The sequence below is a fragment of the Serratia sp. CY29653 genome, from assembly GCF_052169255.1.
GTDB lineage: Bacteria > Pseudomonadota > Gammaproteobacteria > Enterobacterales > Enterobacteriaceae > Serratia > Serratia sarumanii.
The window spans coordinates 166,513-188,960 of the sequence record NZ_JBJNLC010000004.1 but is presented as its reverse complement, the minus strand read 5'-3'; the positions used below and the strand labels follow the sequence as shown (position 1 = coordinate 188,960).

The following is a 22,448-nucleotide window of genomic DNA, read 5'->3' as shown; positions in this document are numbered from 1 at the left end:
GGCGGGGCACAACTCTATGCACGCATGACCTTATTCCAGTCGATGCTATGACCGGCAGCTTCAAGCTCACGCGCAAGTGCCTGTTTCCAGCCCCCGCTGCTATCCATCGTCTCCCAAACGACACCGGCGAAATCGCTTGGAATTTCCACCGCCCCGCGTTTGAGAGCACATACCTTGTCTCTGCCCAGGCGACCAATAAAGTACCCCAACTCCAAAAGCACATTCTGACGGGCTCTGGGCTCAGGCGTTCCTCCTTTTACGCAGCCCTCATCATCTGGCGTAAGCAGAACTACTGCGAAACCAACATCACTGTGTGCGACCACTTTTTCGATAATCGTTCGTCCTTGGTTAGCCTGTTCGTGCAAGATGATGGCTTCAAGTCCGATTCGCTCAAGAAATCGTGCCACTGTTTCACGAGCACCATCATCGTGACCGTGAACAATAAAGACCTTGCGCGAAAATTGAGCTTTTAACATGACATCCGTGCTCCCCTTGGCCTGGATATAACTCTTGTAATCTCGCACAAAGGGAATGATTAGCTGGCCAGTAAGTGCGTGGATTCCAGCAATGATCTTTTTTCCGGAATAGAAAAAATGGTGTCCGAAGTTGGTAGCGTAGCCGGGGTCTGCCGCCAGCTTCTCGATTAAAAGCAACGTCAACCCCAGCACCTGATTGGGCTCATCTGGCCAAGCAAGCTGGGCGCTTCCAACCATGCTGCCCCCGGTCTTTTCACTTTCAGCGATGAACGCCTCAACGTCGAGACCTTCCGTGAGCTCGGCGTTGTATGGCTCAAGGTCGGGATGCCGTAGCAGTTGAGCCAATTTTTTGAGCGGTCTTTCGTAGGTTTGAAGCTGTGAGGACTGCAAGTCTAGAACTGCATTGTTTATTTCCGAGAATAAGTCTTTAGCCATCACTCATCCTCATCCGACTTTAATCTAGCTTCTGCCGATTTTTCAAGAATACTCTCCCGATACTTTTCCTTCATTTGTTCTGCGAGAGGGCCAACGATAGGGTTCGAAGAATATTCCCCTAAGCGCTCGTCGATCATTCGATTGACCGATTGAATTGCGCCCTCAATGCTGGCGGGATCATGTGGATCAAAGTTTACGACCCCCAGTTCGCCGTCTAACTCACTCAAGGCGCGCTGCGCATCTTTCAGGTTTTTCTGAAGCTTATCCAGTCCGGTAATTTTGAACACGACTCACCTCCTGTTATTTATTCGGAGGCTCGGAAAATAATGAAACTTCCCGAGCAATGTGATCCATCAGTTCGTGGACGCTTTTTGGATCACTACCTGCATACGCAAGGACCAGCAGCGTGAGTGGGTGAACATCCAGCACGGCACAAACATCTTCAATCTTATTCAATGTTGGGCTTTTCAGCCCTCGCTCCAGAGAGCTGAGGTAAGTTCGGCTGGACACATCCGAGAACGCCTCCTGGCTCAGACCACGCGCCTTTCTGATCCGCCGCAGTGCATCGGGCAACGATGGCTTAAACGCTGTCATTCTGAACTTTCCCCAAAATCCAGAATGACAACCTGTTGCATCCTATAGGGCTACAATCTATAGTGTTCATTTCGTGTTTTTGTGTCTTTACTGAAATCCGCATCGGCGGCTTTCTTCAAAAGCGGGGAACCGCCTCCGTGTCTTTCCTGGCCTGCGCAATTCCGCTTCGTCGTTTCTGTGCATGTACGGATTCGATGGCTTGCGCCTTCGTGCTTTTCCGCCAAAGCACGCATCCGCTTCAGCGGTTCCGCGCTTCGGTGGAAAATCGTATCCGTGCATGCTCGGGTGCGTGGGGATTCGAGCCATGACCCAGCCGCTCGTCACCGCTGAACAGCGGGCGCAACTGCTCGCCGTCGGCGAGGCACGCGCCGCTGGTCGGAGCATCGACCCGATGCCGACGGTACGGCTGTTCACTCCTGACGCGCACGCCACTTGGCTGCTGGCCGCGCTCGACCCGGCCGATGGCGATACGGCATGGGGTCTGTTCGACCTGGGAATAGGCATGCCCGGCCTGGGCCATGTGAAGCTGTCCGATCTGGCGTCCATCGTCGGGCCGCGCAAGCAGCCGGTGATGCGCGATCGCCACTTCCAGCCGGTGCGGCTGCTGTCGGAGTACCTGCGGCTGGCCGAGGAAAACGGCTCGATCACTGACTGACCAACCCCAGTCAACAACAGCGCATTCTGACTATTTCAGTCTTACTCAAGACCCGGAAGGTCTGAATCCACACTCTTGCACCGAAGCGGTGCGCTTCTGCTGGAAACAGTCATGATCTTTGGCGCGGGCTGCTGCACGGTGCTCCATGCTGCGCACCATTTTTGCGGAGGTGCAGCCGTCGCATTCAGACGATTTCCGCAATGCCCTGGAGCGAATCAGTCTTGACACCAGCAGTTACAGCTTACCCCGATCTTGATGACGACTTGATGGCGACTCGATAGCTCTTGCACGCCGGAATCCGTGGCGACGTTCCTGCTAAACGACAGGAGGTTGCGTCATGGCTGACCCGAGCGCCGAATACTGGTATCCGACCGCCGCGTATCTCTACACGCTGCACCTCGACGGCCCCGCGCTGGCGTGGGAATACCTGCGCCGCCACCCCGACTACCGCAGCGACTGGCTGCGCCGTCGCCGTCGGCCAGAGGCCGCCGCGCGCTGGGGATTGCGCCTGCTGGAAGATCCCGCCCTGGATGCGCGCGACGCGCATCCGATCTGGTTCCCCGATGCCGACACAGTGGTTCAGCTCTACCCGGATGCCGACCCGCCACCCGATGCGTTGGCCTTCGAGTTCTGGCGCATTCCCGGCCAGAAGCATCTGATCCACGATGGCAAGCGCCTGGTGGTGCTGGCACGCTGGCCGGGGTGCTGCCTGCGGCTGGTGATCGCTCCCGCCCTGGCCGACGGCATGGCTTACGCCTATGCCATTCGCGCCTGCGCCGCATCCTGCGGACGCTATCAGGCGCTGGCGGCCGAACTGGACAAGCTGGCCGCCGCCGGCGATGCAGCGCCGGCGGGAACGGCACGGTCGCGGCCGACACCCGCTGCGCTGCTGGAGTTGAACACGCTCCAGGCGCTCGATGGCACCCTTGCGGGCGCATCCCTGCGCGACGTGGCCGAAGGGCTGTTCGGCGCCGATGCGGTCGCGAACGACTGGCACGCGGACAGCGCCTTGCGCGCCCGCGTTCGCCGGCTGGTGCGCCGGGGCGATGCGCTGATGCGCGGCGGCTATCGCCGCCTGGCACAGCTTCCGTCCGTTGCACAGGGACGCGCTGCATCCCCTGCAAAACGTCCCTGAGCAGGAAGCCTTGCTTTCTTGAGACTGCCTCCATCCGGCCGCGTTGTGTGGCCGGGCTTTGCCGACCGATGGAGGTTCACACCATGCGACCCGCACCCTTGCGGCCTGCCGCCGCTGCTGTCGCTGCGCCCGCGCAGCCCCAACGCTACCTGACCAACGACGAAGCCGCCGAGTATCTGCGCCTGTCGCCGCGCACGCTCGAAAAGCAGCGCGTGATCGGCGGCGGCCCGAAGTTCCGCAAGTTCGGCCGCCGTGTCATGTACGCGGTGGCCGACCTCGATGCCTGGGCCGACCAGCGCAGCTACGAGGCCACGTCCGACCCGGAATACGCCGAACGCCACGCGGGCGACTACCGTGATGGCCGCTGATCGTTGGCTTGCCGGTGGCTGCCGTCATGTCCAGCCCACGGCAGGAGCGCGAACAGCTCGATCTGTTCCGTGCCTTGCCCGGCGACATAGCACCGCGCGACAGCCAGGACTTGATGGCCTTTCCGTTCTTCTCGCTGGCGAAGTCGCGGCGCACGGCGCCGATCGACTTTCGCAGCGGGAACATCACCATCCGCGTGGAAGGCACGGCCGAGCACGGCATCGCCACGATATGGGATGCCGACGTGTTGATATGGGCGGCCTCGCAGATCGTGGAAGCGCGCGACGCGGGCATACGCCCGTCGCGCTGGATACGCGCCACGCCTTACGAGATTTTGCGCTTCATTGGACGAGGAACATCCCTCAACGACTACCTGCGCCTGAAGGCCGCGCTGGATCGCCTGCAATCGACCAGCGTGGCCACGTCCATCCGCGAAACCACGGGAAGGCGCTTGCATCGCTTCTCGTGGATCAACGAGTGGAAGGAACTGGCCGACGCCAGCGGCGTGCCGCTGGGCCTCGAATTGATCCTGCCGGACTGGTTCTACGCGGGCGTGGTGGACGCCGCCCTGGTGCTGACCATCGACCCCGCGTACTTCCGCCTCAAAGGCGGCATCGAACGCTGGCTGTACCGCCTCGTGCGCAAGCACGGCGGCAAGCAGCCGGACGGCTGGCAGTTCGACTTCCGGCACCTGCACCGCAAGTCGGGCAGCGCGGCACGCTTCTCGGACTTCGCCTACGACCTGCGCGTCCTGGTGGCGCGGCAGTCGTTGCCCGGCTACGTTCTCGGCATCGAGGCGATGCCGGACGAAGGATTGGAACTGCTGACCTTCCGGCCCGTGCTGCATACGGCACGGGGATAACTGCGGTAAAGCCTGTGGACGGCCTCGTGCTATCAGGAGTACCGGGTATCGTGCTATCAGGAGTACGCCTATCGTGCTATCAGGAGTACGAAAACGCCGGAAAGCCAATAACGGCGCGGGTTTGCGTCCCCTCTAACTTACCTAACTATAAATCTCTAACTTTTGGTAGAAGCGCGCCGATTCAGTGGACAACCACCGAACGGCACGGCGAACAGCGTTTCGCACGGCAGGCAAAGCCTGGCTTTCCAGCGTGGAGGGCCATGCAATGATCGTCGCCTTGCTCAACCAGAAAGGCGGCGTCGGCAAGACCACGCTCGCCACGCACATCGCCGGCGAACTGGCGATGCGCGGCCAGCACGTCATCCTGCTGGATGCCGACCCGCAGGGTTCCTCGCTGGACTGGACACAGCGCAGAAGCCAGCAGGGCTTGCCACGGTTGTTCAGCGCCGTGGGCTTGGCCCGCGAAACGCTGCACCAGGAAGCGCCAGAACTCGCCCGCCGCGCAGATCACGTCATCATCGACGGCCCGCCGCGCATCGCCGCCCTGGCGCGCTCCGCGCTGCTGGCGGCCGAGCGCGTGCTGATTCCCGTGCAGCCCAGCCCGTATGACCTTTGGGCCAGCGCCGAGATGGTGGCGCTGATCCGCGAGGCACAGGTGTTCCGGCCTGCGCTGCGCGCGGCCTTCGTCATCAACCGGCGCGTCAGTACCACCATCATCGGCAGGGAAGCACGGCAATCGCTGGCCGAACAGCCGCTGCCGGCGCTGCGCAGCGAAGTACGTCAGCGCATCGTCTTCGCCGACAGCGTGGCCGCTGGCCGACTCGCCCGCGAAACGGCGCCTGACAGCGCCGCCACACGCGAGATCGCTGCGCTGGTCGATGAACTGCTGCGGTGGCCGACATGAGCAGCCCGCGCAGCAAGCGCGTCGGCATCGGCGCACGTCCGCCCGCGAATCCGCACGCCGAGGCGTGGATTCGCCAGGGCGATGCCGATGCGCTCAACAAAGGCGACCTCTACACCGCACGCCTGACCCTCGACGTGACGCCTGCGCTGCGCGCGCGCATCAAGATCGCCGCCTTCGGCCAGGGCGTGACCGTGGCCGAACTGCTGCGCGGCCTGCTGGAGCGGGAGTTTCCCGACAAGCGCCCGGAGAACCTGCCATGAACGCATCCGCCTTGCCTGCCGCTCATGCGGCGACGGCTGCACCGGCTACCGTGCCGCCGCCTTCGCTTTCGACGCTCGCTGGCCAAGCTGGCAGCGTGCCCCTGACTCGCGTATCGCTCGCCTACATCGAGCCGCGCTTCAAGCTCTACCTGCGCTTCGGCGAACCGGCGCGCACGCTCCAGCTCGACCGCTGGCGGCGCTGCGCGGTGTTCTTGCCAAACGCGGTTCTGTGTCGCATCCGCTGGCAGGCCAACGACTACGGCACGATCCGCTGGCAGCTCATGGTGATGCAAGCCGCCACGCCGCTCGATACCGTGCAGCGCATCCCCGGCGTGCGGCCCGGCGCACGCCTGCTGCTGCACGCAGAAGGCGAGAACGCGGTGCGTGCCGTGCTGGAACGCATCGACGGCATCGAGGCGCAAGGCATCGCCGCCATCGACGTGTCCCCCGCGTACTGGCGCACGCTGGGCAACCGTCTGGCGGCCCGCCTGCCACTGCCCGAATACACCGCCGAGCGGCACGCCGCTTGGCTGGCCGGGAGGGCGCTGCCATGACCGCTGATTCCACCACCGCATGCACGCCCGAAGCCGCGCCGCATCCTCGCTCGCGCCTGCGCGCTCGCATCGGGCTGGCGGGCTTCGCCGCCGTCGGCCTCGCTGCGCTGGCCTGGGCCGCGTTCGTGCAACCGCTGCCGCGCCTGATCTACAACCCGTCCGACAGCGTTCCGGTCGGCTGGTATCACGTGCAGCCGCTTGACCATCGGGCCGCCTCGCTGCCGGTCGGCAGCATCGTCCTGACCCGATTGCCTGCCAACGCTGCCGCGCTCGCTGCGCAGCGCGGCTACCTGCCTGCTCACGTTCCGCTGCTCAAACGTGTGGGCGCGGTCGCGCCGCAACACGTCTGCATCGTCGCCGGTCAGGTTCGCATCGACGGCGTGCCTTCGGCCGCCGTGCTGCCTGCCGACCGGCTGGGCCGGCCGTTGCCATCCTGGCCGCAATGCCGCCGCCTTGCGCCTGGCGAACTGCTCCTGTTGAGCGTGACCAATCCGGCGTCGTTCGACAGCCGCTACTTCGGCCCGGTCAGCGCATCTTCTGTGATCGGCGTCGCGCATCCGGTCTGGCTGGAGACACGCCCATGATGGCTGCCGATTCGCTGCATGGTGCCGTGCATCTCATCGTGCCATCGGGCATGCCGTTCCGGCTGCTGCCACCATGTCGTCGCGCGTGCAGTGCGTGTGCATTCGCACCGCACTTCGCGGCGTCTCCGGCGCAGCCGTCCAACGTGCAGGCGTCTTGCCTCGAACGCGCCTGGCCTGCGGCCATTGGCGCGTTCGCCGGCGGGCTGGCTGCAAGCAGCACAGCGCCGCCGGGCCGCCGACGCCCGGAGCGAGAGCGAGGGGCAAAGGCGGAAGGCAAGACAAAAGGGTTCGGCACTCTGCCGCCCGCAAAGCCAGTCTGCACATGGGGGTGGCGCGGCACGGAGCGGCTTCGCCGTCGTGCCGCGTGGGGCGCGAGGCCCGCGCCAATGCAGGCATGCCCGCGTGCTTCGCACGACAGGACACGCCAGAGCTTGCGGGGAGCGCAGTCATGACCGACCGCCGCGACGACGATTTCCGGGTGCGCCCCAGCGCCCCGAAGAACCGGGGCAAAGGCCAGGGCCAGAGCTTCGTTTCCAAGGTGCTCAAGCAGGCTGGCAAGGCTAGCGGCGGCAAGTCCTCGATACGCCATTCCGTAGCCGGTGGCAGCGGCGCACGCGCTGGCCAGCGTCCCGGCTCGCGCCTGGGGCGCGGCCATACGGCGGCGCGCTTCGCCGGGGCGAAGCTGACGCCCATGTCTCGGCGCGTGACGATCAAGACCCTGCTGGTCAATCAACGCAATGCCAGCCCGCAATCGCTCGCCAAGCATCTGCGCTACATCAAGCGCGACGGCGCCGGCCGCGATGGCGAACCTGGGCGGGCCTACGGGCCCCAGACCGACGAAGCCGACCTTGACGCTTTCAAGGAGAGGGCCGCCGACGACCGGCATCATTTCCGCTTCATCGTCTCACCGGAAGACGGCGCCGAGCTGGACGACCTGCGCACCTATACCCGGCATCTGGTGAACCGGATGGAAGCCGACTTGGGGACGCGGCTGGATTGGGTGGCGGTCGATCACTGGAACACCGACAACCCGCATACGCACCTCATCGTGCGCGGGCGCGACGACACCGGCAAAGATCTCATCATCGCGGGCGACTACATCGCCCACGGCTTTCGCCATCGCGCCGCCGAACTGGCGACGGAATGGCTGGGGCCACGCACCGAACTGGAGATCCAGCAGACCTTGCAGCGCGAGGTGGAGCAAGAGCGGTGGACGAGCCTCGACCGCACCCTGCAACGAGAGGCCGGCGAGGATGGCCGGGTGCAGATCGAACGCTTCAACGAACCGAAGCTGCAACGCCAGCGCCTGCTGCTGATCGGCCGCCTGCAACGCTTGCAGCTCCTGGGCCTGGCCGACGAGACCCAGCCCGGCACCTGGGCCGTCCATGCGGACGCGGAGAAGACCTTGCGCGCCCTGGGCGAGCGTGGCGACATCATCCGCACCATGCAGCGGGCCATGAGCGGCCGGCCGCGCGAGCTGGCGGTGTTCGAGCCGGGCCAAAATGCAGATGGAAGCTGCCGCAGCATCGTCGGTCGCGTGGCTGCCAAGGGGCTGGCCGACGAGCTGCACGACCGGGGTTATCTGGTCATCGACGGCGTGGACGGCAAGGCCCACTACGTTGCGCTCAACGCCCGCGACGAGTTGGCGAACTATCCCACCGGAGCCGTGGTGGAGGTACGCGGCTCCGCCGAGGTGCGGGCGGCCGACAAGAACGTCGCTGGGCTGGCGAGCGGTGGCCTGTACCGCACAGATCATCACTTGGCGATCGAACAAGGCCGGGCCAAGGCTGGGCGCGACCCGCAGGAAGTCGTCGCGGCCCACGTCCGCCGACTGGAAGCCCTGCGCCGGGCCGGCATCGTGGAACGTGTGGCGGATGGACTATGGAAGGTGCCGGACGACCTGGCCGAGCGTGGCCGCCAGTACGACGCACAGCGCCTGGGCGGTGTGGCGGTAGAACTGAAATCGCACCTGCCGATCGAGCGGCAGGCGCGGGTGATCGGCGCGACCTGGCTCGACCAGCAACTGATCGGTGGAGGCAAAGGGCTGGGCGACCTGGGTTTTGGTGGCGAGGTCAAGAACACACTGCAACAGCGCGCCGACTTCCTGGCCGAACAGGGGCTAGCTGAGCGGCGCGGGCAGCGCGTGATCCTCGCCCGGAACCTGCTGGGGACGCTGCGCAATCGGGAACTGACGCAGGCCGCGAAAGACATTGCCAACGAAACGAGTCTGGAGCATCGGCCTGTGGCCAATGGCCAGCGCGTGACTGGCATCTACCGGCGCTCGGTCATGCTCGCCAGCGGGCGCTACGCGATGCTCGATGACGGCATGGGATTCAGCCTGGTGCCGTGGCGGCCGGTGATCGAACAGCGGTTGGGGCAACAGCTCGCCGCCACGGTGCGCGGCGGTGGGGTGTCGTGGGAGATCGGCCGGCAACGTGGGCCTTCGGTTTGAAAGCGCGTCACCAGTCAAATCCGCTGACTGGTGGCGCGCGCGAGCCGGCATTCCGTTTCTCTATCACCTGCCAGCCGCTATCGAGACAATGCCCCGCTTGGTCAGCGACCGGATGGCGATGCCGGCGCCCTGAACACCAGCGCCAACCCGACCAGGATCGCCGCCATGCCCGCCACAGCCAGCGCGGGCATGGCATTACCCAGGATCAGGTAGTCGAGGATCACCGTGACCACCGGCACCAGGTAGAACAGGCTGGTGACGTTGACCAGATTGCCGCTGCGGATCAACCGGTACAGTAGCAGTTGCGCCCCGACCGAGATCACCAGGCCCAGCCACAGCAAGGGGATCAGGAACCCCAGGTTCGGCTCGAAATGGAACGGCTGGAACGGCACGAAGGCCAGGCACAGCAGCAGCGTAACGGCATACTGCAATGGCAGCACCTCGGCGGGTGCCTGCTGGATGCGCTTTTGCAACATGGCGCCGAACGTCATGCACAGCAGCGCGCCCAGCGCAAAGCCCGTGCCCAGCCCGGACAGCTTCGTCAGCACCAGGCTCTGGTAGACCACCAGCGTCAAGCCGGACAGTGCCAGCAGCAGGCCGCACAAGCGCCATGCGGAGGAACGCCGTTCGGTCAGCAGCAGGGTCAGGATCGGTTGTACGCCGAGCAGTGTCGCCAGCAGCCCCGGTGTGATGCCGTGGGCCATCGCCTGGAAGTAGCAGACCGAATAGCTGCCGATCAGCAGCAAACCCGTTGCGGCGACCTGCCAGCGCGTGCCGGGTCTGGGTAGCCAACGCCTGCCAGGTAGGCCGATCAGCAGCAACGCACCCAGTGCCAGGGCGAAGCGCAGGATCAGCAGCGCGAACACCGAGCCGTGATCGAGCCCCCAACGGGTGAAGATAGCCGCGCTGCCCCAGAGCAGCACGAATGTGGACATGGCGGCGAAGGCCGTCCATGTGGAGGACTTGGAAGTCATTTTGTACTCACCTGTCGAATGAAGAACAGGCCCCGGCCATCCACGGGACGCAACTGCGTCAGTGGAACCCAATCGGTTTCAGGAGGGGCCGCGAGGCGGGCTGGATCAGCCCAGGACGATCGCGCGTGGCGGATGCACGCCAGCCACTGCGATGTCCGCCGGAGGCGCGACAGATGAGACAGGAGGAGGATTCGTTGCGCGCACGCCGCAAGCCACATTGTTTGTGACCCAGGCAGACTTGGAATGGCGTGCAAACGAAATCATGCGAAGGAACTCTAAGCTCAAAGCAGACGGTCAATCTGGAATATAGCACCGCGTCGCGCATGACGCACCTGGATTCGGGTGCTCTGGATATAGGCGTTCGCCAACTTGAGCGCAGCAGAACTTGCGCGGAGCCGACAACGATGAGCGGGTGCAGATCGAGTGCTTCAACGAACCTACGCTGCAACGCCAGCGACTGCTCGGTGCCGAAACCTGCAACGCTCGCCAGCGGCCGTGAGGTCTGGCCGACGCGAGGATATTCTGTCGTGTTGGGCTTGTGACCGAAGCCACGCGCAAGCGGTTCTATGGTGACGGCAAGGCGCCCTATGCGGCCCCGGAGAATCCGCCCAAGTTCTGATCGTAGGCGATCCGCCACGAAGCCGCCAACACCGGACTGGAGCATCAGCCGGTAGCCGACGGGCAACACGTGGCTGGCATCTACCGACGCTCGGTCATGCTCGCCAGTGGGCGCTACGCGATGCTCGATGACGGCATGGGATTCAGCCTGGTGCCGTGGCGGTCGGTGATCGAACAGCGGCTGGGGCAGCAGATCGCCGCGACTGTGCGCGGCGGCGGTGTTTCGTGGGAGCTTGGGCGACAGCGGGGGGGCGTCTATTTCATGATTTTCGTTGCGTCATCGCTTAGGGAGTATGCCGGCCGGTGCGCCGTGCCGACTGTATATGCTCTATAAGTGATATTTTGTTAGTATCAACGGATGAACAATGATATTTACTAGGTCTCATGATCGAAACTCGACTTCTTCACCAGTTCATCGCCGTCGCAGAGGAATTGCACTTCAACCGCGCTGCGGAACGGCTTCACATGGCGCAGCCACCGTTGAGCCAAGCGATTCGCCGGCTGGAGCAGGAGATCGGCGCGCCGCTATTCGAGCGCACCAATCGCAGCGTGTCGCTCACGCCTGCTGGCGCGGCCTTTCTGGAGTCGGCCAGAAAGGTGTTGCGCCTGCTTGACGAAAGTGTCGGGCAGACCCGGCGTGTGGCGCAAGGCATTGAAGGCCATCTCACCCTGACCTTCATCAACATCGCGCCTTATAGTGCATTGCTGCGTGCGCTGCGGCGCTTCCGCTCCGCATTCCCGGCGGTTTCCTTCACGATGCAGGAGGCCACGACTCAAGAACAGGTCGAAGCCTTGGAACATGGTCGCGCCGACCTCGGCTTCATGAGACCGCCGGGGAGGACGGCGCCGGGCTTACGATTCGCGTCCATTCTGCGCGAGCCCATCGTGGTGGCCCTGCCTGCCAGGCACCGACTTGCAGGCAGCAAGACCATCTCGCTGGCCGCACTTCAGGATGACGCCTTCGTCTCGTCACCCCGGCATTTGGGCCAGGGCTTTCATGACCAACTCGTCCAGCTTTGCGAGGCAGCGGGTTTCGTGCCGCGCATTGCCCAGCAGGCACGGCAACTCCAAACGCTGGTGGCCCTCGTGGCCGGCGGCTTCGGCGTTGCGCTGCTGCCGGCCTCACTGGTACAGGACGGACGCAAAGACGTGGCGTTCCGGCCAATTAAAGTGGATGCGCCGGACGCATTGCGGCATGTGGAATTGCTGATGGCATGGAGCGAACATGCACCCTGCGTGATTCGGGACAGGCTGATCGACGAGGTGCGCGACGCAATGGCATCAGCGTCGACAATTGAGACGATTTGAATCTTGTTTCGGTACAAATAATATATTTTACGGACGACGGCGGACGTTCCATCATCGTGACATTTAGGTTCACGGAGATGCACGATGGAACATCAAGCAGGCGAGATTTTTAAGGGCAAGGTCGCTATCGTCACCGGCGCCGCTCAGGGACTTGGACGGGCCTACGCGCAGGCGCTGCTTGACCGTGGCGCGCGTGTAGTCGCTAGTGACCTGGGCACGGATCGGGCTGGTGAGGGAGCCAATGAGGACTTGATAGCCGAGGCGGCGCGCACCTTGCTGGCCGACGACGGGCAATTGATCGCGCACAGCGGGCGGCTGGATCACGAGGCCGGCTGCAAGCAACTCGTGGAGCTGACCATCGCGCAATTCGGCGCGCTGGATATTCTGATCCACAACGCTGGCTGGGTCGGTTATCAGTCCATTGAGGAGCAGGAAGAAGATTTCCTTGAGCACGCCATTGGCATCAACGTGCGTGCGCCAGTCTGGTTGAGCAAGCACGCCTGGGCGCACCTCAAGCAGTCTTCGTCGGCGCGGGTCGTGCTGAATACGTCCGACCGCGCCATGTACCAGCGGTACGCGCAGCCGGGCCTGGCGGCCTATGCCGCCGGGAAGATGGCTCAGGTGGGCATCATGAATGCCTTGAGCATGGAAGGCGAACCGCACGGCATTCTGGTCAATGCGGTCTCTCCTGTTGCCAAGACCCGCATGTGGGGGATCACACAGGCACCCGAAAACCTCAAGCCGGAGTGGGTGACCCCCGGGGTGCTGTACCTGGCCAGCCCGCTGTGCCAGGACACGGGTGTCATCCTGCGCGCCAGCAACGGCCAGTTCACCGCGACACGCTTTTGCGAGAACCCTGGCGTCGTTTACCCCACGAACCTGGCGCGGGTCGAATGTGCCAGCTTGGAAGACATCGCCCGGAACTGGCATCGCATCAAGGAGTTCGGCGATGCGTGACGATCACGGCCTGCGCAAGATCGCCCACGTTCGCGCCGATCTTGGCGAAAGTCCAGTGTGGGATGCGCGCGAGGGGCTTTTGTACTTCGTCGATATCTCCGGGGGCAAGATCAACGTGCTGCGCCCGCAAGGACAGGTGGAAACCGTCCATAAATCGGCGGCGCGCATCGGTGCCTTGGAACTGACCGATAAAGGCAATCTGATCTTCACTGAAGACGCCTGCGTTGCCATGCTTGATGTGAAGACTGGCGAGGTGTGCAGGCACACTGCCGCCGCCCATGACGGGGCGAGCTATCGCTTCAACGATGGCGCCTGCGATCCGCTGGGACGCTTTGTCACCGGCCTCATGGACGAGGGGCCGAGCCGCAAGACCGGTGCGCTTTACCGCTACGACAGCGCGCTGAATGCCCAAGTGATCCATCGGGGCCTGGCTCTGCCCAACGGCCTGGCCTGGTCGGAAGATGGGCGCACGCTGTTCTTCGTCAATTCCGTGGCGCGCTCGATCTTTCTGGCTGCGTATTCGGCCGATGGCGTACTTGGGGCTGTGACGCTGTTCGTCGAGACGCCGGCCGAACTGGGGCGTCCCGATGGCATCGCCCTGGATCGGGCTGGAGGGTTATGGGTCTGTCAGTTCAACGGCGGATGCCTGCTGCGCTACGACCGCAACGGGCGCTTGAGCGATCGTGTCGCCATGCCTGTGCCGCGTCCCACCAGTTGCTGCTTCGGCGGGGATGGTTTGGACACGTTGTTCATCACCACAGCACGCTTTGCCATGACGCCCTCGGAACTGGCCGACTACCCGGACGCTGGGGACTTGTATGCCATTCGCCCCGAGGTCGCTGGTAGTCCACGGCACTTGTTCAAAGAGTGACGCCGAGTCGCTAGATCAAGGTCGCGTCGAATCGGCTTGAATGAGATTGGAGCATATATGTTCAGGAAACGAATTCTTTTCTTAATTATTGGATTGCTGGGGATGCAGATCATGACGTCCGCACATGCTCAAGTTTTACAGGGGGAACAAAGTTCGCATTTTGTTTCAAGCAAGGAAATCTACCAGATGCGGATCTACGAGATTTTCGAGAGGAACAAGGATGCCTTTCATGCCAGGTTCCGCGACCACGCCGCACGGATCATGAAACGGTATGACTTCCATATCGTTGCGATGTGGGAGGCCAAGTCCCAGGGACGTCCCGAATTTGTATACGTCATCAGATGGCCGGATGAAGCAACCATGAAGCGGCAGTGGAGCCAGTTCATGAGTGATCAAGAATGGGATCGCATTAAGAAGGAAAGCGCTCAGGAGCACGGGAAAATGGTCGGTCACATCGAAGAGAGGGTGATGCTGCTGACGTCCTATTCCAACCCAATCGAATACGGGCGTTAAACAATACGGCAATTAAGAAGTGGAATTGCGTCACTTGCGCTGTTTCCTTGCCGTAGCCGAAGAACTCGCCCGCGCAGCGGAGAAGTTGCATATCGAGCAATCGCCGCTGTCGTGCGCTATCAAGGAACTGGAAGAAGACCTGGGCGGGGCGCTGTTCGCACGCACCACACGCAGCATGCGGCTGACCCGTGCGGGCAAGCTGTTCTTTGAGCATGTGCCGCGCGTCTTTGCCCCTTTGCAACAGGACCGGGAGAGTATGAAAGCAGCGGTCAATGGCTTTCATGGCCAGCCGCGCATCGCCTTACATCACTTTCCGCACTTCAGTGGCGGCGGGCGGCAGCGCGGAACCATCCTTGGCTTGCGGCGCCATACGCGGAATCGGCTTGCCGGTGCGCTTGTCGATCAGCACCGAATGGCGCTCCCCGCGCTTGAACAAATGCTGTTCGCCCCATTGCCGCAATGCCACCACGATGGGGAACAGGCTCTCCCCTTTGGCCGTCAGCACATACTCCTGATAGGCCGTGCCGTCCGAGGCATCCTGCATTTCAAGAATGCCCGCATCGACCAGCTTGCGCAGGCGGTCGGACAGGATGTTGCGCGCCATACCCAGACTGCGCTGGAAATCGCCAAAGCGGCGCATGCCATCGAAGGCATCGCGCACGATGAGCAACGACCAGCGGTCCCCGATCAGCTCGACAGAGCGCGCAACGGGACAAAGTTCGTCGTTCATGGGTTTGCGAGTTGGCATGAAGTCTCCTGGCAGGATGACAGCGGCAGGCAGTCTAGTTGCATTTTAAAACCAATAGGTCTAGCATTCAATCGGTTTTGTTTTGAAACTAGATTGGATGGACTGAGGATCATGAAGGCTTCTCTTGCGTCACCGCCGGGCCAAGGCCGCGCCCTGGCCCGGCCTACGGACATGCCGCGCAGCCTGGTGTTGCTTTTTGCCGCTGCCAGTGGATTGAGTGTGGCGAACGTGTACTACGCGCAGCCGTTGCTGGACGCTCTGGCCAGCGACTTCGGCATCAGCCATGCGGCGGTGGGCGGCGTGGTGACGGCCACGCAGGCCGGGTGCGCCTTGGCCCTGTTGTTGCTGGTACCGCTGGGCGATCGTGTAGATCGTCGCCGCTTGATGGCAGTGCAATTGCTGGTCTTGGTGGCGGCACTGGCGACGGTTGGCATGGCGCAGTCCGCGCCAGTGCTGCTGGTGGGCATGGTCGCCGTGGGCCTGCTGGGCACGGCGATGGCGCAGGGGCTGATTGCCTACGCAGCCAGTGCGGCAGCGTCTTACGAACAAGGGCGGGTTGTCGGCACGGCGCAGAGCGGCGTATTCATCGGCCTGCTGCTGGCGCGGGTGTTCGCGGGCGGCGTCAGCGACCTGGCGGGTTGGCGCGGCGTGTACTGCTGTGCTGCCGTACTGATGCTGGCGATTGCACTGCCGCTGTGGCTGCGGCTACCCGCTTTGCCTGCGCCACCGAATCCAATGCCTTATCCGCGCTTGATCGCCTCCATGCTGATGCTGCTGCGCCAGGAAAAGGTGTTGCAAGTACGCGGCATGCTGGCGCTGTTGATGTTTGCCGCGTTCAACATCTTCTGGAGCGCGCTGGTGCTGCCCTTGAGCGCGCCGCCCTACAACTTCTCGCACACCGTCATCGGTGCGTTCGGCCTGGTCGGCGTGGTGGGCGCCTTGGCCGCTGCGCGTGCCGGGCAATGGGCGGATCGGGGCTATGCACAGCGCACCAGCGTTGCCGCGCTCACGGTACTGCTGCTGGCCTGGTGGCCGCTGTCGCTGATGGCATGGTCGCTGTGGGCATTGGTGATCGGCATCGTGCTACTCGACCTGGGCGGGCAGGCGCTGCACGTCACCAATCAAAGCCTGATCTTCCGCACCCGGCCCGAGGCGCATAGCCGGCTGGTCGGCCTCTACATGCTGTTCTACGCGGTCGGAAGCGGGCTTGGTGCGATCAGCACCACCGTTACTTATGCCCACGCCGGCTGGCAGGGCGTATGCCTGCTGGGTGCGGCGGTCAGTCTGCTGGCGCTGTTGTTCTGGTGGATGACTCGGCGTGCCGCACTGCAGGCGCCGGCTCAGGCATGAAACAGGAATGGAGGGATTCTCGATGGACGAACTGGAATTGCTGGCCCATGCCGATGCGCTCGGCCGCCGCTATACCGAAACCACTGGTCATCGCCGCGTGTTCCCATCGGACGCAGCCATTGCCGCTTTGGCGGCCTTTGACGAGCCCTTGCCCGAACGCGATTCGCCCGCCGAAGAGACACTGGCGTTGCTGGACGAGGTGGGCTCGCCCGCGACCACCGCGTCCAACGGTCCACGCTACTTCGGTTTCGTGATCGGCGCGGCATTGCCCGCCGCAGCGGCGGCGGAGCGGTTGATGCTGGCGTGGGATCAATGCGCCTCGACCTTCGACAATTCGCCGGTGTCGGCCACGCTGGAGCGTGTGGCCGCTCGCTGGGTGCTCGACGCGCTGGATCTTCCGCGAGACAGCGCGGTGGGTTTCGGCACCAGTGCCACCGCCTGCACGCTGACCGCCTTGGCAGCAGCACGGCGCGAGCTGCTGGCACGCCTTGGTTGGGACTTCGACGGCCAAGGGTTGAACGGCGCGCCGGAAATCCGGGTGGTGATCTCCGAACTGGCGCACATCACGGTCAAGAAGGCATTGCGCGTGCTGGGCTTCGGCATGAACACGATCATTCATGCCCCGGTCGATGCGCAAGGCCGGGTCGATGCCGCCCGACTGCCGCCGTTGGATGAACGCACCATCCTCTGCCTGCAAGCGGGCGAGGTAAATACCGGGGCATTCGATCCTTTCGAGCAGATCATTCCGTACGCCAGCAAGGTCGGCGCATGGGTGCATGTGGATGGCGCTTTCGGCCTGTGGGCGCGGGCTTCGTCGCTGACACACCTGACCCAAGGCATCGAACGGGCCGATAGCTGGACGACCGACGCGCACAAGTGGTTGAACACGCCCTACGACTGCGCCATGACCATCTGCCGCGATGCGCGGGCGCTGGCCGAGGCCATGAACAGCGATGCCGCCTATTCCAGTGCCAGCGTGAACGCGCAGAAGAACCTCACACTGGAATTCTCACGCCGGCCGCGCGGCATACCGGTGTGGGCGGCGCTGCGCAGCTTGGGGCGCGAGGGCATCGCCGAACTGGTGGAGCGGCATTGTGCGCAAGCGCGCCACATCGGCGATGGCTTGGCTCGGGCCGGTTTCGAGGTGCTCAACGAGGTAACGCTCAATCAGGTGCTGTTCCGTTGCACGACCGATGCGCAGACGTTGGCAGTGCGCGCGGCGGTACAGGCATCCGGCCGAGCGTGGTTCGGTGGCACGGTGTGGCAGGAACGACCTGCGATGCGAATCAGCGTGTCGTCCTGGCGCACACAGGACGCGGATGTTGAGGCGCTGCTGGCCTTGCTGGTGAAGATAGGCCCCGCGCCAGAAAAGGCTGCGACATGACCGCTGCCCTGGTATCGCACTTCGTCCAAGCAGCGGAGCGACTGCACATACCCGTGGCACAGTCGGCGCGCCTCCCATCACTGACCAGATGCGGCGCCATCCTGCTGCCGCGCATACACCACCAGCCGCAGGTGCCGATCTTCATCAACGGTCAGCGAAGTGTGCTCGAACGGCTCCGGTTGGCCGTCGATCATCAGCTTGCGCACGCCATTGCAGGGCGCTTGAACGTCGTGCTTGCGCCACCACGACTTGAACTCCGGCGACACCCGTTCCAGTTCGTCCACCAGTTGATGAATGTCGGCTTCCTGCGTAGCGCGGGCGAAGTCGCGGCGGAAGCTCGACAGCATCAGCGGGGCTTGTTCTTCCCATTCGTGGAAACGGGCATGCAGGGCGGGATCGGTGAACAGCAGCCAGAGCAGGTTGCGCCGCTCGGGCGTATGCGTCCCGAAGCCGAACATCTGGTCGGACGCCGCATTGAAGCCCAGCACGTCCCAGCGCAGGTTGAGCACGAAGGCCGGATGCGGCAGGTCGTGCATCAGGCGCCGCACCAGCGGCGGCAGCACGCACCAGGTCTTGCCCGGCTCGGCGGGCGGCCGTTCGTGGGCCAGCAGGAACAGGTGGCGGCGCTCGGCAGCATCCAGTTTCAGCACCCGCGCCAGATTGTCCAGAAAGGCGGCCGACACGCCTATCTCCCGCCCCTGTTCCAGCCATGTGTACCAGGTCAGGCCGACGCCGGCGAGTGCGGCGACCTCCTCGCGCCGAAGCCCCGGCGTGCGGCGCCGGCCACCGCTGGGCAAGCCCACATCGGCAGGCGTCAACCGTTCACGGCGTGCCAGCAGGAAGGCCGCCAGATCGGAGCGGGTTCGTTCCAGGGTTCGCATCGCTTATCTCGTTGCTTTGAGTAATAGCATAAATAGTTAAATTGTAATTGCTTAAAAAGGACTTGAGAATGATCGCGTCTTTACCCTGGATACGCAAGATGACCTCAAATTCCTGCCTTTCGATGCCGCCTGCGCGCGCCGTCAGCGGCCCGCGCTGGCTCGGCTTGTCCGTGTTGCTGCTGGCCGGTTTCGTCACGATCTTCGACCTGTTCGTGGTGAATGTCGCCATCCCCAGCATGCAGGCCGGGCTGGGTGCGAGCTTCGCGCAGATCGGCTTTATCGTGGCCGGCTACGAGCTGGCCTTCGGCGTGCTGCTGATTACCGGCGGGCGGCTGGGCGACCTGTTCGGGCGCCGCCGCCTGTTCGTCGTCGGCATGGCGGGCTTCACTGTGGCTTCGGCCTTGTGCGGGCTGGCGCCCAGCGCTGGCTTCCTGATCGGTGCGCGGGTGTTGCAGGGGCTGGCGGCCGCCTTGCTGTTCCCGCAGGTCTATGCCTCCATCCGTGTCAACTTCGGCGGCGACGACGGCCGCCGCGCCTTCGGCCTGCTGGGGATGACGCTGGGCCTGGCCGCCATCGCCGGGCAGGTGCTGGGCGGATGGCTGGTGCATGCCGACCTGTTCGGGCTGGGCTGGCGCAGCATCTTTCTCATCAACGTCCCTATCGGCCTGCTCGCCATCGCGGCGGCACGCCACATCCCCGAATCTAGCGCACCGCAGCGCCCGGCCCTGGACTGGACGGGCGTGGCGCTGGTCAGCGCCGGGCTGGCGCTGCTGCTGGTGCCGCTGATCGAGGGGCCGGGGCAAGGCTGGCCGGCCTGGAGCCTCTGGTCACTGGGCGCGGCGGTGGTATTGCTTGCGATGTTCCATCGTCAGCAAGAGCAGCGGCGCATGGCTGGCGGATTGCCCCTGGTGGACATGCGCTTGCTGGCCCAGCGCCGTTTCGCGCTGGGCGCGTTGCTGGTGCTGCTGGTCTATTCCACGTCCAGCTCGTTCTTCCTGTGCTTCGCCTTGCTGGTGCAGACCGGACTGGGCCTCGACCCCTTCGTCGCGGGCAGCATCTTCGCGCCATGCAGCGTGGGCTTCGTCCTGGCATCGCTGGCTGCGCCGCGGCTGGTGGCGCGCTGGGGAACCCGCGCCATCGTCGCGGGTGCGCTGGTCTATGCGGTTTCCATCGGGCTGCTGATCGCGCAGGTACGGATGGCAGGCGCGGAGCTGGTGCCCATGCGGCTGATTCCCGTGCTGGTCGTGGTCGGCGCGGGCCAGGGCTTCATCATGACGCCGCTGCTGAATCTGGTGCTGGGCTTTGTCGATGAAGCCCAGGCCGGCATGGCAGCGGGCGTGGTATCGACCGTCCAGCAGGTCGGCGCGGCGCTGGGCGTGGCTGTGGTCGGCATCCTGTTCGGTGCGGCGCTTGCAGGTAATGGGGCAGTACCGCAAGCGGGCCAATACGCCTCGGCCTTTGTCGCAGGGATGCTCTACAACCTGGGCGCGGCGTTGCTGGTTTGCGTGCTGTTGCTGATGCTGGCAAAAGCACAGCGGCCCGCAGGCTGACGCGGAGCGGCACGCGATGGAGCTTCGCCACCTACGCTGTTTCCTCGCCGTAGCCGAAGAACTGCACTTCGCCCGTGCGGCGGAGAAACTGCACATCGAGCAGTCGCCGCTGTCGCGTGCCATCAAGGAACTGGAAGAAGAACTGGGCGTGGTGCTGTTCGCCCGCACCACGCGCAGCACGCGGCTGACCCGCGCGGGCAAGTTGTTCTTCGAGCATGTGCCGCGCATCTTCGCTGCCTTGCAGCAGGCACGCGACAGCGTGAAGGCGGCAGCCAACGGCTTTCATGGCCAGTTGCGCATCGCGCTGTCCGACGGCATCACGCCGTCGCGCCTGCCGGCTTTGCTGGCGCTGTGCCGGCAGGAGGAACCCGAGGTCGAAATCCGCCTGACCGAAGTGCCGCTGTCGCAACAGATCAAGGGTCTGCACGACGACCTGTACGACGTGGGTTTTGCCCGCGCCGATGAAGTCGGCGATGGCATCGTCGCCATGCCCGTCTGGAGCGACCCGCTGATGGTGGCTGTGCCCGCACGGCATCCCCTGCTGACCCACAAGCGCATCCCGCTGGAAGAACTGCTGCGCTACCCGCTGGTGCTGTGCGATCCGCAGGCGTGCGAGGGCCATGCGCGGCAGGTCGAGCGCGTGCTGCGCCGGGTGGACATGGAACCGCTGGTCGCCGAGCGGGTCGCGTCCTGCGACTTGATGATGGCCCTGGTTTCGGCCGGTTTCGCCCTGGGCTTGACTGGCGCCGCGCACATCACCGCCAGCCGGGAGCAAGGCGTGGTGGCACGGCCGCTGGCGGGACGTTCGCCGCTGCTCACGACCTATCTGCTGCGCCTGGATGGCGAACCCTCGGAAACGCTGGCCCGCTTCATCGAGCGCGTGCAGGCCATCGAGTCCCCCGAAGATGCCAGGCCAGCGCCAGGCCATATCCCTGATCCCTCGGAGGAACCCAAGCCATGAAGAAGGCAATGCTGTTTTCGCTGGCCGTGGTGCTGACCGCCTGCGGCCCCGCCGAAACGCCAAAGACGGAAAGCGTGCCAACCGTTGAAGAATTGGCATCCGACCCTGTGCGCCTGAAAGAACTGCGCCAGCAATGCAGACTGGAACGCGCGAAGCTGGGCGATGAGCTGTGCAACCGGGTGGCCGAGGCCACGCGCAAGCGGTTCTATGGCGATGGCAAGGTGCCCTATACGCCGCCGGAGAATCCGCCAAAGTTCTGATCGTGTTCGATCCGCCACGAAGGCGCCTCAACCGGCCTGGCGTGTCGGCACGTGCTGGACGGCCGGCGCGTGGTTGGCATCTGCTGGGCAGGGAGCCAACCAACGCAGATGGCTAAGACAAGGCTTATTCTTGACCGATTGATAAAGTATTGATCTAATCCCGTACATGAATTGCGTTGAAGGACAGCGGCCATGAGCGGAAGACCCAAGGAATACGATGACAGTGCCGTTATCGACGCTGCGATGGATGTGTTCTGGACGAACGGCTACGAAGCCAGTTCAACGCAGGAACTGTGTGAGCGCACAGGCTTGGGACGTGGCAGCCTCTACCATGCCTTTGGCAGCAAACAGAACCTCTATGAGCAAGCCTTGCGCCGTTATCAGGAATTGGGACTCCAGGCACAGACGGACATCCTCAAGGGCGTTGGAACTGCCAAGGAACGATTGCGGGCGTTGCTGCAATGGGGCGTGGATGGCGACCTTGATCCGACCAAGCGTCGCAGTTGCATGGCCCTGTTCTCGGTCATGGAACGCAGTAGCAAAGACCCAGTGATCGACCGGATCAACCGTGCGTACGTCACCAAGCTGGAAGCGGCACTCTGCCATGTCATCGCCGTCGGTCAACGCAATGGCGAGTTGTCCAGTGACCGGCCTGCCCTGGAGGTGACACGCGCATTCCTGGCGAGTTACTACGGGCTGCGCATCCTTGGGCAATCCATGCCTGATCGTGCGTTCCTGTCCGATGTGCTGGAAGGAACGATAGCCAAGCTCTGACTCCAGAAGATCGAACGTCGGC

26 protein-coding genes and 1 pseudogene are annotated in these 22,448 nt (G+C 63.9%); 21 read left to right on the top strand and 6 right to left on the bottom strand.

Going from position 1 to position 22,448, the window contains the following annotated elements; genetic code table 11:
• Nucleotides 1–14: 14 nt before the first annotated feature.
• The 3 genes from ACJ8HN_RS19115 to ACJ8HN_RS19105 are packed head-to-tail and all read right to left on the bottom strand — an operon-like array spanning nt 15 to nt 1,505.
• Nucleotides 15–911 (bottom strand): TIR domain-containing protein, encoded by an 897-nt coding sequence (locus ACJ8HN_RS19115; RefSeq protein WP_033938363.1) that lies wholly within the window; start codon nt 909–911, stop codon nt 15–17.
• On the bottom strand, nt 911–1,198 hold the full coding sequence (locus ACJ8HN_RS19110) for a hypothetical protein (RefSeq protein ID WP_033938362.1): 288 nt from the start codon (nt 1,196–1,198) through the stop codon (nt 911–913). Before ACJ8HN_RS19110 ends, ACJ8HN_RS19115 begins: the two co-directional genes overlap by 1 nt.
• Nucleotides 1,199–1,211: 13 nt before the next feature.
• On the bottom strand, nt 1,212–1,505 hold the full coding sequence (locus tag ACJ8HN_RS19105) for a helix-turn-helix domain-containing protein (RefSeq protein ID WP_071556405.1): 294 nt from the start codon (nt 1,503–1,505) through the stop codon (nt 1,212–1,214).
• Between the two features lie 304 nt (nt 1,506–1,809).
• Between ACJ8HN_RS19105 and ACJ8HN_RS19100 the strand changes: the two genes are divergently transcribed.
• From ACJ8HN_RS19100 to ACJ8HN_RS19060, 9 genes are all read left to right on the top strand, one after another.
• Nucleotides 1,810–2,160, top strand: a complete 351-nt coding sequence (locus ACJ8HN_RS19100; RefSeq protein WP_033938361.1) for a DUF2958 domain-containing protein — start codon at nt 1,810–1,812, stop codon at nt 2,158–2,160.
• Nucleotides 2,161–2,497: 337 nt separating this feature from the next.
• Nucleotides 2,498–3,295, top strand: coding sequence for a DUF2285 domain-containing protein (locus ACJ8HN_RS19095; RefSeq protein ID WP_033938360.1), 798 nt, complete (start codon nt 2,498–2,500; stop codon nt 3,293–3,295).
• An 83-nt stretch (nt 3,296–3,378) separates the two neighbouring features.
• A complete protein-coding gene (locus tag ACJ8HN_RS19090) occupies nt 3,379–3,663 on the top strand; it encodes a helix-turn-helix transcriptional regulator (protein WP_033938359.1) in 285 nt (94 codons plus the stop codon).
• Between the two features lie 26 nt (nt 3,664–3,689).
• Nucleotides 3,690–4,523 carry a replication initiator protein A gene (locus tag ACJ8HN_RS19085; RefSeq protein WP_033938358.1) on the top strand — a complete coding sequence of 278 codons (834 nt, stop codon included), beginning with the start codon at nt 3,690–3,692 and terminating at the stop codon, nt 4,521–4,523.
• A 265-nt stretch (nt 4,524–4,788) separates the two neighbouring features.
• On the top strand, nt 4,789–5,427 hold the full coding sequence (parA, locus tag ACJ8HN_RS19080) for a ParA family partition ATPase (RefSeq protein ID WP_042933700.1): 639 nt from the start codon (nt 4,789–4,791) through the stop codon (nt 5,425–5,427).
• The gene (locus tag ACJ8HN_RS19075; protein WP_023094609.1) at nt 5,424–5,687 is read left to right on the top strand and encodes a hypothetical protein; all 264 of its coding nucleotides are present in this window, start codon (nt 5,424–5,426) and stop codon (nt 5,685–5,687) included. Before parA ends, ACJ8HN_RS19075 begins: the two co-directional genes overlap by 4 nt.
• Entirely contained in the window at nt 5,684–6,241 is a 558-nt protein-coding gene (locus ACJ8HN_RS19070) for a DUF2840 domain-containing protein (RefSeq protein ID WP_058201265.1), read from the top strand. The genes ACJ8HN_RS19075 and ACJ8HN_RS19070 overlap by 4 nt, the downstream gene beginning before the upstream one ends.
• On the top strand, nt 6,238–6,825 hold the full coding sequence (locus ACJ8HN_RS19065) for a S26 family signal peptidase (RefSeq protein ID WP_058201264.1): 588 nt from the start codon (nt 6,238–6,240) through the stop codon (nt 6,823–6,825). The genes ACJ8HN_RS19070 and ACJ8HN_RS19065 overlap by 4 nt, the downstream gene beginning before the upstream one ends.
• A 448-nt stretch (nt 6,826–7,273) precedes the next feature.
• Complete coding sequence (locus tag ACJ8HN_RS19060; protein WP_267694380.1) at nt 7,274–9,277, top strand: relaxase/mobilization nuclease and DUF3363 domain-containing protein; 2,004 nt, start codon at nt 7,274–7,276, stop codon at nt 9,275–9,277.
• 101 nt (nt 9,278–9,378) lie between these two features.
• Here ACJ8HN_RS19060 and ACJ8HN_RS19055 read toward each other — a convergent pair whose 3' ends face one another.
• Complete coding sequence (locus tag ACJ8HN_RS19055; RefSeq protein ID WP_058201262.1) at nt 9,379–10,251, bottom strand: DMT family transporter; 873 nt, start codon at nt 10,249–10,251, stop codon at nt 9,379–9,381.
• 628 nt (nt 10,252–10,879) lie between these two features.
• Here ACJ8HN_RS19055 and ACJ8HN_RS19050 point away from each other — a divergent pair.
• The 6 genes and pseudogenes from ACJ8HN_RS19050 to ACJ8HN_RS19025 form a co-directional block, all read left to right on the top strand.
• Nucleotides 10,880–11,203 (top strand): DUF3363 domain-containing protein, encoded by a 324-nt coding sequence (locus tag ACJ8HN_RS19050; protein ID WP_442523847.1) that lies wholly within the window; start codon nt 10,880–10,882, stop codon nt 11,201–11,203.
• 50 nt (nt 11,204–11,253) lie between these two features.
• Complete coding sequence (locus ACJ8HN_RS19045; RefSeq protein WP_058201260.1) at nt 11,254–12,177, top strand: LysR family transcriptional regulator; 924 nt, start codon at nt 11,254–11,256, stop codon at nt 12,175–12,177.
• Between the two features lie 84 nt (nt 12,178–12,261).
• Nucleotides 12,262–13,134: an SDR family NAD(P)-dependent oxidoreductase gene (locus ACJ8HN_RS19040; protein WP_058201259.1), complete on the top strand. Its 873-nt coding sequence runs from the start codon at nt 12,262–12,264 to the stop codon at nt 13,132–13,134.
• Nucleotides 13,127–14,005 carry an SMP-30/gluconolactonase/LRE family protein gene (locus tag ACJ8HN_RS19035; protein WP_442523820.1) on the top strand — a complete coding sequence of 293 codons (879 nt, stop codon included), beginning with the start codon at nt 13,127–13,129 and terminating at the stop codon, nt 14,003–14,005. The genes ACJ8HN_RS19040 and ACJ8HN_RS19035 overlap by 8 nt, the downstream gene beginning before the upstream one ends.
• A 57-nt stretch (nt 14,006–14,062) precedes the next feature.
• The gene (locus ACJ8HN_RS19030) at nt 14,063–14,518 is read left to right on the top strand and encodes an NIPSNAP family protein (RefSeq protein ID WP_267694381.1); all 456 of its coding nucleotides are present in this window, start codon (nt 14,063–14,065) and stop codon (nt 14,516–14,518) included.
• A 19-nt stretch (nt 14,519–14,537) separates the two neighbouring features.
• A pseudogene (locus tag ACJ8HN_RS19025) lies at nt 14,538–14,705 on the top strand (LysR family transcriptional regulator); the annotation flags it as partial.
• Nucleotides 14,706–14,819: 114 nt separating this feature from the next.
• On the opposite strand, the gene ACJ8HN_RS19020 reads toward ACJ8HN_RS19025, so the two are convergent.
• Nucleotides 14,820–15,266, bottom strand: coding sequence for a winged helix-turn-helix transcriptional regulator (locus tag ACJ8HN_RS19020; RefSeq protein ID WP_058201257.1), 447 nt, complete (start codon nt 15,264–15,266; stop codon nt 14,820–14,822).
• Nucleotides 15,267–15,377: 111 nt separating this feature from the next.
• On the opposite strand from ACJ8HN_RS19020, the gene ACJ8HN_RS19015 reads away from it, so the two are divergent.
• Complete coding sequence (locus ACJ8HN_RS19015) at nt 15,378–16,616, top strand: MFS transporter (RefSeq protein WP_058201256.1); 1,239 nt, start codon at nt 15,378–15,380, stop codon at nt 16,614–16,616.
• Between the two features lie 22 nt (nt 16,617–16,638).
• The gene (locus ACJ8HN_RS19010) at nt 16,639–18,000 is read left to right on the top strand and encodes a pyridoxal phosphate-dependent decarboxylase family protein (protein WP_058201255.1); all 1,362 of its coding nucleotides are present in this window, start codon (nt 16,639–16,641) and stop codon (nt 17,998–18,000) included.
• Nucleotides 18,001–18,077: 77 nt separating this feature from the next.
• Here ACJ8HN_RS19010 and ACJ8HN_RS19005 read toward each other — a convergent pair whose 3' ends face one another.
• Nucleotides 18,078–18,881 (bottom strand): helix-turn-helix transcriptional regulator, encoded by an 804-nt coding sequence (locus ACJ8HN_RS19005; RefSeq protein WP_058201254.1) that lies wholly within the window; start codon nt 18,879–18,881, stop codon nt 18,078–18,080.
• Between the two features lie 98 nt (nt 18,882–18,979).
• Here ACJ8HN_RS19005 and ACJ8HN_RS19000 point away from each other — a divergent pair, with 98 nt between their 5' ends.
• The 4 genes from ACJ8HN_RS19000 (at nt 18,980) to ACJ8HN_RS18985 (ending at nt 22,426) form a co-directional block, all read left to right on the top strand.
• Nucleotides 18,980–20,431: an MFS transporter gene (locus tag ACJ8HN_RS19000; RefSeq protein WP_058201253.1), complete on the top strand. Its 1,452-nt coding sequence runs from the start codon at nt 18,980–18,982 to the stop codon at nt 20,429–20,431.
• 16 nt (nt 20,432–20,447) lie between these two features.
• Complete coding sequence (locus ACJ8HN_RS18995) at nt 20,448–21,392, top strand: LysR family transcriptional regulator (protein ID WP_033938325.1); 945 nt, start codon at nt 20,448–20,450, stop codon at nt 21,390–21,392.
• Nucleotides 21,389–21,652: an EexN family lipoprotein gene (locus tag ACJ8HN_RS18990; protein WP_033938324.1), complete on the top strand. Its 264-nt coding sequence runs from the start codon at nt 21,389–21,391 to the stop codon at nt 21,650–21,652. Before ACJ8HN_RS18995 ends, ACJ8HN_RS18990 begins: the two co-directional genes overlap by 4 nt.
• A gap of 192 nt (nt 21,653–21,844) precedes the next feature.
• On the top strand, nt 21,845–22,426 hold the full coding sequence (locus tag ACJ8HN_RS18985) for a TetR/AcrR family transcriptional regulator (protein ID WP_033938323.1): 582 nt from the start codon (nt 21,845–21,847) through the stop codon (nt 22,424–22,426).
• Nucleotides 22,427–22,448: the final 22 nt, after the last annotated feature.